Source organism: Caecibacteroides pullorum, from assembly GCF_019239235.1.
GTDB lineage: Bacteria > Bacteroidota > Bacteroidia > Bacteroidales > Bacteroidaceae > Bacteroides > Bacteroides pullorum.
Window position 1 is genome coordinate 23,728 of sequence record NZ_JAAZTS010000029.1, and the last position, 7,331, is coordinate 31,058.

At 49.8% G+C, this 7,331-nt stretch carries 6 protein-coding genes; 3 read left to right on the forward strand and 3 right to left on the reverse strand.

Annotated features, from left to right (window positions below; translation table 11 throughout):
• Position 1: 1 nt before the first annotated feature.
• The gene (rnc, locus tag HF894_RS13465) at positions 2–976 is read left to right on the forward strand and encodes a ribonuclease III (RefSeq protein ID WP_204973052.1); all 975 of its coding nucleotides are present in this window, start codon (positions 2–4) and stop codon (positions 974–976) included.
• Here rnc and HF894_RS13470 read toward each other — a convergent pair.
• Positions 952–1,962: an ATP-dependent 6-phosphofructokinase gene (locus HF894_RS13470; protein ID WP_075319234.1), complete on the reverse strand. Its 1,011-nt coding sequence runs from the start codon at positions 1,960–1,962 to the stop codon at positions 952–954. The genes rnc and HF894_RS13470 overlap by 25 nt on opposite strands.
• A gap of 184 nt (positions 1,963–2,146) precedes the next feature.
• Between HF894_RS13470 and HF894_RS13475 the strand changes: the two genes are divergently transcribed.
• On the forward strand, positions 2,147–3,661 hold the full coding sequence (locus tag HF894_RS13475; protein WP_204973054.1) for a GH3 auxin-responsive promoter family protein: 1,515 nt from the start codon (positions 2,147–2,149) through the stop codon (positions 3,659–3,661).
• A 98-nt stretch (positions 3,662–3,759) separates the two neighbouring features.
• On the opposite strand, the gene mnmA is transcribed toward HF894_RS13475, so the two are convergent.
• Both mnmA and HF894_RS13485 read right to left on the reverse strand, forming a co-directional pair.
• Positions 3,760–4,800 carry a tRNA 2-thiouridine(34) synthase MnmA gene (gene mnmA / locus HF894_RS13480; RefSeq protein ID WP_204973056.1) on the reverse strand — a complete coding sequence of 347 codons (1,041 nt, stop codon included), beginning with the start codon at positions 4,798–4,800 and terminating at the stop codon, positions 3,760–3,762.
• 109 nt (positions 4,801–4,909) lie between these two features.
• Positions 4,910–5,521 carry a DUF4840 domain-containing protein gene (locus HF894_RS13485; protein ID WP_204973058.1) on the reverse strand — a complete coding sequence of 204 codons (612 nt, stop codon included), beginning with the start codon at positions 5,519–5,521 and terminating at the stop codon, positions 4,910–4,912.
• A gap of 201 nt (positions 5,522–5,722) precedes the next feature.
• On the opposite strand from HF894_RS13485, the gene cysS reads away from it, so the two are divergent.
• A complete protein-coding gene (gene cysS / locus HF894_RS13490) occupies positions 5,723–7,198 on the forward strand; it encodes a cysteine--tRNA ligase (RefSeq protein ID WP_204973060.1) in 1,476 nt (491 codons plus the stop codon).
• Positions 7,199–7,331: the final 133 nt, after the last annotated feature.

The following is a 7,331-nucleotide window of genomic DNA, read 5'->3' on the forward strand; positions in this document are numbered from 1 at the left end:
CGTGTTACGTAACCAGATAGACAAAATAAGGCTCTTGTTTCATAAGGAACGGGAGTCTTATTTTTGTTTTTATCGTATTTTGGGATTTTTCCCTCGCAATTTAAAAATCTACCAGCAAGCCCTGCTCCATAAATCAACCTCGCTCCGTTCGGAAGAAGGAAGGCCCATCAACAATGAACGTCTGGAATTTTTAGGTGATGCCATCCTCGACGCCATCGTAGGTGATATTGTCTTCAAACATTTTGAAGGCAAACGTGAAGGTTTCCTTACCAACACCCGTTCCAAAATCGTACAACGTGAGACACTGAACAAACTGGCCGTAGAAATAGGTTTGGACAAGCTAGTAAAGTACGCTTCGCGCTCTTCCTCACACAACAGCTACATGTACGGCAATGCATTTGAAGCCTTTATCGGCGCCATCTACCTCGACCAAGGATATGACCGATGCAAGCAGTTCATGGAAAAGAAGATCTTCAAGCAGTACATCGATTTGGACAAGATGTCTCGCAAAGAAATGAACTTCAAGTCGAAGCTCATTGAATGGAGCCAAAAACATAAGGTGGAGGTTTCGTTCGAACTCATCGAACAGTTCATTGATCGCGAAAACAATCCGATGTTTCAAACAGAAGTACAGATTGAAGGACTTCCTGCAGGAACTGGTACAGGATACTCCAAAAAGGAATCTCAACAGAATGCAGCTCAAATGGCTCTCAAGAAGCTCAAGTCTGACGAAACCTTCAAAAGCGAAATCGAACGATTAAAAACCGAGCACCAAGCCACCCTAGAGAACACAAACAAGCCACTTACTACAGACGAAAAACCTGTAACCGAAAATATAGAAACTGAAGCCTCATCGGTTATCGTTGAAATAAAAGTATCAGCTCCTGAACTACCGATAGAAGAAAAACAGGAAACAACGGACAAAGTTCCCTGTTCTTCTGAAACATCTTCCTATCCGAAGCAGACACCCATCTGACGTCCTTGCACTACCAAATCATTGTCTTCTGTTACCAATTTCAATTTTCCAGCCACTTCCTCCAGTGGAAGAGACGAGATGTCGTTTCCCTGCAAAGTGACCATACGTCCAAACTGACCAGTAGCTATCAATTCTGTAGCATGACCACCCATACGAGTCGATAGATTACGATCAAAAGGTGTCGGAGAACCGCCACGTTGGATATAGCCAAGCACGGTTTCTCGTGTTTCAATGCCAGTTTCGTATTCAATTTCCTGAGCGATATATTCACCCGCCCGCTTTCGTCCATCGGTTGGAATTCCCTCAGCTACCACCACAATAGAGTAAGGACGCCCTTTGCGCAAACGATCCAGAATAACCTCGCCTATATTATGGATATTATAAGGAATCTCTGGAATCAAAATAACATCGCCACCACCAGCCATACCCGAATACAAGGCTATCCAGCCGGCCTTATGCCCCATTACCTCGATGACCATCACACGCTTATGCGAACTTGCCGTAGAATGTAGACGATCGATAGCGTCAGTAGCAATGCTCACCGCTGTATCAAAGCCGAAAGAAAAATCTGTTCCCCAAATATCGTTGTCGATGGTTTTCGGTACGGATACGATATTCACACCCATCGCCGCAAATTTAGCTGCAGTCTTTTGCGTACCATTTCCACCAATACAGACAACACAATCCAACCCCAGTTCTTTAATATTCTGGATTATCAGTGACGGTTTGTCCACACCATCCATCAGGCCTCCCCGCTTGAAAGGCTTCTCGCGCGATGTGCCAAGCACTGTCCCTCCCAACGTCAGCAATCCCGAAAGAGAATCTTCCGTAAATGTTTCCACATCTTTGGTCATCAATCCCTGAAAGCCACTATGAATACCAATCACTTCCATACCATAGTGACGGATGGCCGTTTTACACACACCGCGAATTGTCGCATTAATCCCCGGACAATCTCCCCCTGAAGTCAAAATACCGATTCTCATATAATACCTCCGTTCCTTCTTCCTCCTTTTGGAGAATATTTTTATCATTATGTCGCATAAAATGGTCAACATGTCAGTTTGCACCATAAATGCAGCCGTAAAGATAGAAAAAAAACAGAAAAAAGATAGAGATGACCGGAAATAAGATTACTTTTGCGTGCAGAATCTGATTTCAATAAGAAAGATGAATATAACGCGATTCCTCAATAATATCTATTTCAATTCCCGCGTAAAGGAAATAGATCAATATGCCGGACACGCTGGAGAGATACAGCATCGTGTACTGATGCGTCTCATCGGCAAAGCCGCCCAAACGGAGTGGGGTCGGAAGTATGACTTCAGTTCCATACATACCTATGAAGACTTCAAGAACCGCCTGCCTATACAGACTTACGAAGAAATAAAGCCCTACGTAGCCCGTCTGCGAGCCGGAGAGCAGAACCTGTTGTGGCCATCAGAAATACGCTGGTTTGCCAAGTCGTCGGGTACAACGAACGACAAGAGCAAGTTCCTGCCCGTCAGCAAGGAATCGCTACACGACACGCACTATCGCGGCGGTCAGGATGCTGTAGCTCTCTACTTACGTCAGAACTCTGAAAGCCGATTCTTCTCGGGCAAAGGACTAATTTTAGGAGGAAGCCATGCTCCCAACCTGAACACGAACCACAGCCTTGTGGGTGACTTGTCTGCCATTCTGATGGAAAACCTCAACCCGCTGGTCAACTACATCCGTGTGCCGAGCAAGCAGACAGCCCTAATGGAACATTTCGAACCGAAAATGGAAGCCATCGCCCGCGAAACCATCCATGCCAACGTCACCAACCTGTCGGGCGTGCCGTCGTGGATGTTGGTGCTCATCAAGCACATCCTGGAGAAAACGGGCAAGCAGAGCCTGGAGGAAGTGTGGCCCAATCTGGAAGTCTTTTTCCACGGTGGCGTAGCCTTCACGCCCTACCGCGAGCAATACAAGGAGGTGATACGCAGCAGCAAGATGCACTACGTAGAGACCTACAATGCTTCCGAAGGCTACTTCGGCACGCAAAGCGACCCCGCCGACCGCTCCATGCTCCTGATGATCGACTATGGTGTCTTCTACGAATTTATACCTCTGGAGGACATCGGCAAGGAGAACCCACACATCTGCTGCCTCGAAGAGGTGGAACTAAACAAAAACTACGCCATGGTCATCTCTACTTCGGCCGGCCTCTGGCGATACATCATCGGCGATACGGTGAAGTTCACCAACAACCGACCCTATAAGTTCGTTATCACGGGCCGCACCAAACATTTCATCAACGCCTTCGGCGAAGAGCTTATCGTAGACAATGCCGAAAAAGGACTGGCCAAGGCCTGTGCCGAAACGGGTGCACGCATTACGGACTACTCCGCCGCTCCCGTTTTCATGGATGCAAATGCCAAGTGCCGTCACCAGTGGTTGATTGAGTTCGCTCAGATGCCCGACGACCTCGACAAGTTCGCTCGCATTCTGGATGACACGCTGAAGGAGGTCAACTCCGACTACGAGGCCAAACGCCAGAATGACCTGGCCCTGCAACCGCTGGAAGTCATCGTGGCACGCTCGGGCCTCTTCCACGACTGGCTCGACCAAAAAGGCAAGCTGGGCGGCCAGCACAAGATTCCCCGCCTGAGCAATACGCGCGAGTATATCGAAGAAATGCTCCGCCTGAACAATAAATAAGAGAGTCCCCAGCAAGAGACCTCTCAAAATCATACGATCTTTTGCTCCAAAAGCTGCAATGTTTTGAAGCAAAAGGTCGTATGTTTTAGCTTAAAACATTATAGGATAATTCCACCTCCGAGCAGCAACCCTTCCGCATCATAGAAGGCGGCTGCCTGCCCCGAAGCCACGGCCTCGAGCGGGTCGAGCAGGCGCACGTGAAGGCGGTCGTCGTCCGTACGTGAAACGAGGCAGCGGTTAGCCTGCTTGCGGTAGCGTATCTTCACGATGACCGCCCCGCAGCCCAAGAGTCGGGTCTCATCCACAAGGTTCCAATCCTTCAGCCACATCTCCGTCCGATAAAGGGAGGCGAGCGGTGCCAGTACCACTTCGTTTCGTTCGCGGCATATCTCTTTCACATAGACAGCCCGATTCAGGTGGATACCTAGTCCGCGCCGCTGACCGACGGTGTAAAAGGGATAGCCTTCGTGCCACCCCAAAAAAGCACCGTTTTCATCAAGAAAGACTCCCTTTCCTGGCAGAAGCTCAGGCGAAACAGCACGGCGCAGAAAAGCGCGATAGTCCATCGGGCAAAAGCACACGCCCAAGCTATCCTTCTTCTCCGCCACACGCTGGAAGCCACGGCAGGCGGCATAGGCACGAGCCTCGGCTTTGGTCAGCTCGCCCATGGGCAGAAGCATGCGCTTCAGTATACCCTGCTTCAATCCCCAAAGGAAGAACGACTGGTCCTTGTCAGCATCGGCGGCAGGAGCGATATACCATCGCCCGTCGCGGCATACCTTTCGCACGTAGTGCCCCGTGGCAATACAGGAGATACCCCTTTCATCGGCCAGACGAGCCAAGAGTGGCCATTTCAGTCGATTATTACACACAGTACAGGGCACGAGCGTACGGCCCGTCAGATATTCTTCGGTGAAATAACGGACCACCTGCGCTTCGAAAGCCTTGCGGGCGTCGTATTCGAAATGTTCGATGCCCAGACGGTCGGCCAGACGGGCAGCCTCTTCGGCATCACGTCCTCCGTCATCGTGCAGACGAAGGGTAACCCCCGTCACCTCGTATCCGGCGTCCTGCAACTTCATGGCCGCCACAGAGCTGTCGGTTCCTCCGCTCATGCCCAGCAATACACGTTTCTCCATCGTTCGATTTGTTAAGTATTACGGACACAAATATACAAAAAAAGGATGCCACAATGGGCATCCCTTTCATTCAGTATCAGACTAACTTACAGTTATTATATCTGTTAGTTTATTTCTTTTTCATTTCAAAAGTAAATCCGGTAGCCGAGAATGCAGGGAAAGGAACGTCATTGACCGTCACACTGCTGGCTTCAAGTCCCATGTTCAGGTTCTTGGTCTCGAACTCGTAGTTGCCTTTGTTTGCGGCTGCCACTTCTACCTTTACGGTCAACGTATTGTCTTCACCCATCGGTACTGAAATTTCCAGCGGTTTCGGATCGAACGCCATGTAAACACTATCCTTAGCGGCAGTCATCGTAGCCTCATAGCCCACTTTGTAGCTTACCTTGCCAATGGCTTCAAGAATGGCATCGGCAGACTCCTCGCCCACGATAGAAACAACCAAGTCGCGTACGGGGAACTCATCGAAATAAACGGTATCGTTCTTCACCTGGGCAGCCACATCAACGCCTGCAGGTTCCTCCCCTTCTCCTTCAGCAAAAGTCGACTGATCCAGCAAAGCAGTATACATCGTACCGGTATAGTCACCGTATATGTCTTCTACTTTCGGTTCAGTGGGAGTTTGGGGATCGTCGTCGTCGCTACATGCTACAAAACCCAGCGTACAGCCGGCAATCATTAAAGATACAAAAAGACGGTTGAATTTCATTTCTTTTTTCATAATAGTTATTCAGTTTGGTTAAGTTAGTCTTTGCTTTAAGAAAGACGGAAAGGCCGAAAATACTGCACGGGCGAATCCTAACAAACGTTAATGAGGAAAGAACGGAATTACGATGACGACAAAAAAACAGGGCCATCATAGAGCTACTTATCCGAAAAACAGTAACTTTGTGCTTTCAATCGGAAATAAAAACCTAACAATATGGAACATCAACTGACGATTTACAACACGCTGACCCGAAGAAAAGAAATATTCAAGCCACTGCACGCTCCACATGTAGGCATGTATGTCTGCGGTCCTACCGTGTACGGAGACCCACATTTGGGACATGCCCGTCCAGCCATTACTTTCGATATTCTCTTCCGCTACCTCAAGCATCTGGGATATAAAGTGCGCTATGTGCGTAACATCACCGACGTAGGACACCTGGAGCACGATGCCGACGAAGGCGAAGACAAGATTGCTAAAAAGGCTCGTCTGGAACAGCTGGAGCCGATGGAGGTTGCACAGTATTACGCCAACCGCTACCACGAGGCCATGGATGCCTTGGGCGTACTGCGCCCCAGCATCGAACCGCAAGCCTCAGGACATATCATCGAGCAGATTGAACTGGTAAAAGAGATACTGAAGAACGGCTATGCCTACGAAAGCAAGGGCTCCGTATACTTCGACGTGGCCAAGTATAACCACGACCACCACTACGGCAAACTGTCGGGCCGCAACCTGGATGACGTGCTCAACACCACCCGCGAGCTGGACGGACAAGACGAAAAGCGTAACCCTGCCGACTTCGCCCTGTGGAAAAATGCGCAACCGGAGCACATCATGCGTTGGCCCTCGCCTTGGGGCAACGGTTTCCCCGGCTGGCACTGCGAGTGTACGGCCATGGGACGTAAGTACCTGGGCGAACACTTTGACATCCACGGAGGCGGCATGGACCTCATCTTCCCCCATCACGAATGTGAAATTGCACAGAGCGTGGCCAGTCAGGGTGATGACATGGTGCACTACTGGATGCACAACAACATGCTGACCGTCAACGGACAGAAGATGGGCAAGAGCTATAACAACTTCATCACGCTGGAGCAGCTCTTTACCGGCACACATCCACTGTTGGAACAAGCCTACACACCTATGACCATCCGCTTCTTCACCCTGCAGGCACACTACCGCAGCACTGTAGATTTCGGAAACGAAGCCCTGAAAGCTGCCGAAAAGGGACTGGCCCGACTGATGGACGCCGTCAGCGGACTGGAGAAGATAACGCCCGCACAGGCATCGACGGTCGACGTAAAGGCGCTGCGCGAGAAGTGTTACGACGCCATGGACGACGACCTGAACACGCCCATCGTCATCGCCCACCTGTTCGACGGTGCCAAGATGGTGAACAACATCCTGGCCGGTAACGACACCATCACAGCAGCCGACCTGGACGAACTGAAAGAGACTTTCCGCCTCTTCTGCTTCGACATCTTGGGTCTGAAAGCCGAAAACGCCTCGAACGCTGCCCGCGAAGAAGCCTTCGGCCACGTCGTAGACATGCTGCTGGAAGAGCGTGCCAAAGCCAAAGCCAATAAAGACTGGGCAGCAAGCGACAAGATACGTAACGAATTAACCGCTCTCGGCTTTGAAATCAAGGACGGTAAAGACGGGTCGGAATGGAAGCTAAACAAGTAACACGCAACATTCCTTGATTATAAAAAGAAAGAGGGTGTGTCGTAATACGCGATTCACCCTCTTTTCTTTATCAACGATAAGAGCGTTGTTAACTTTTTCAAGCAGCGATATTCTGAAGATAATCTCGATATTT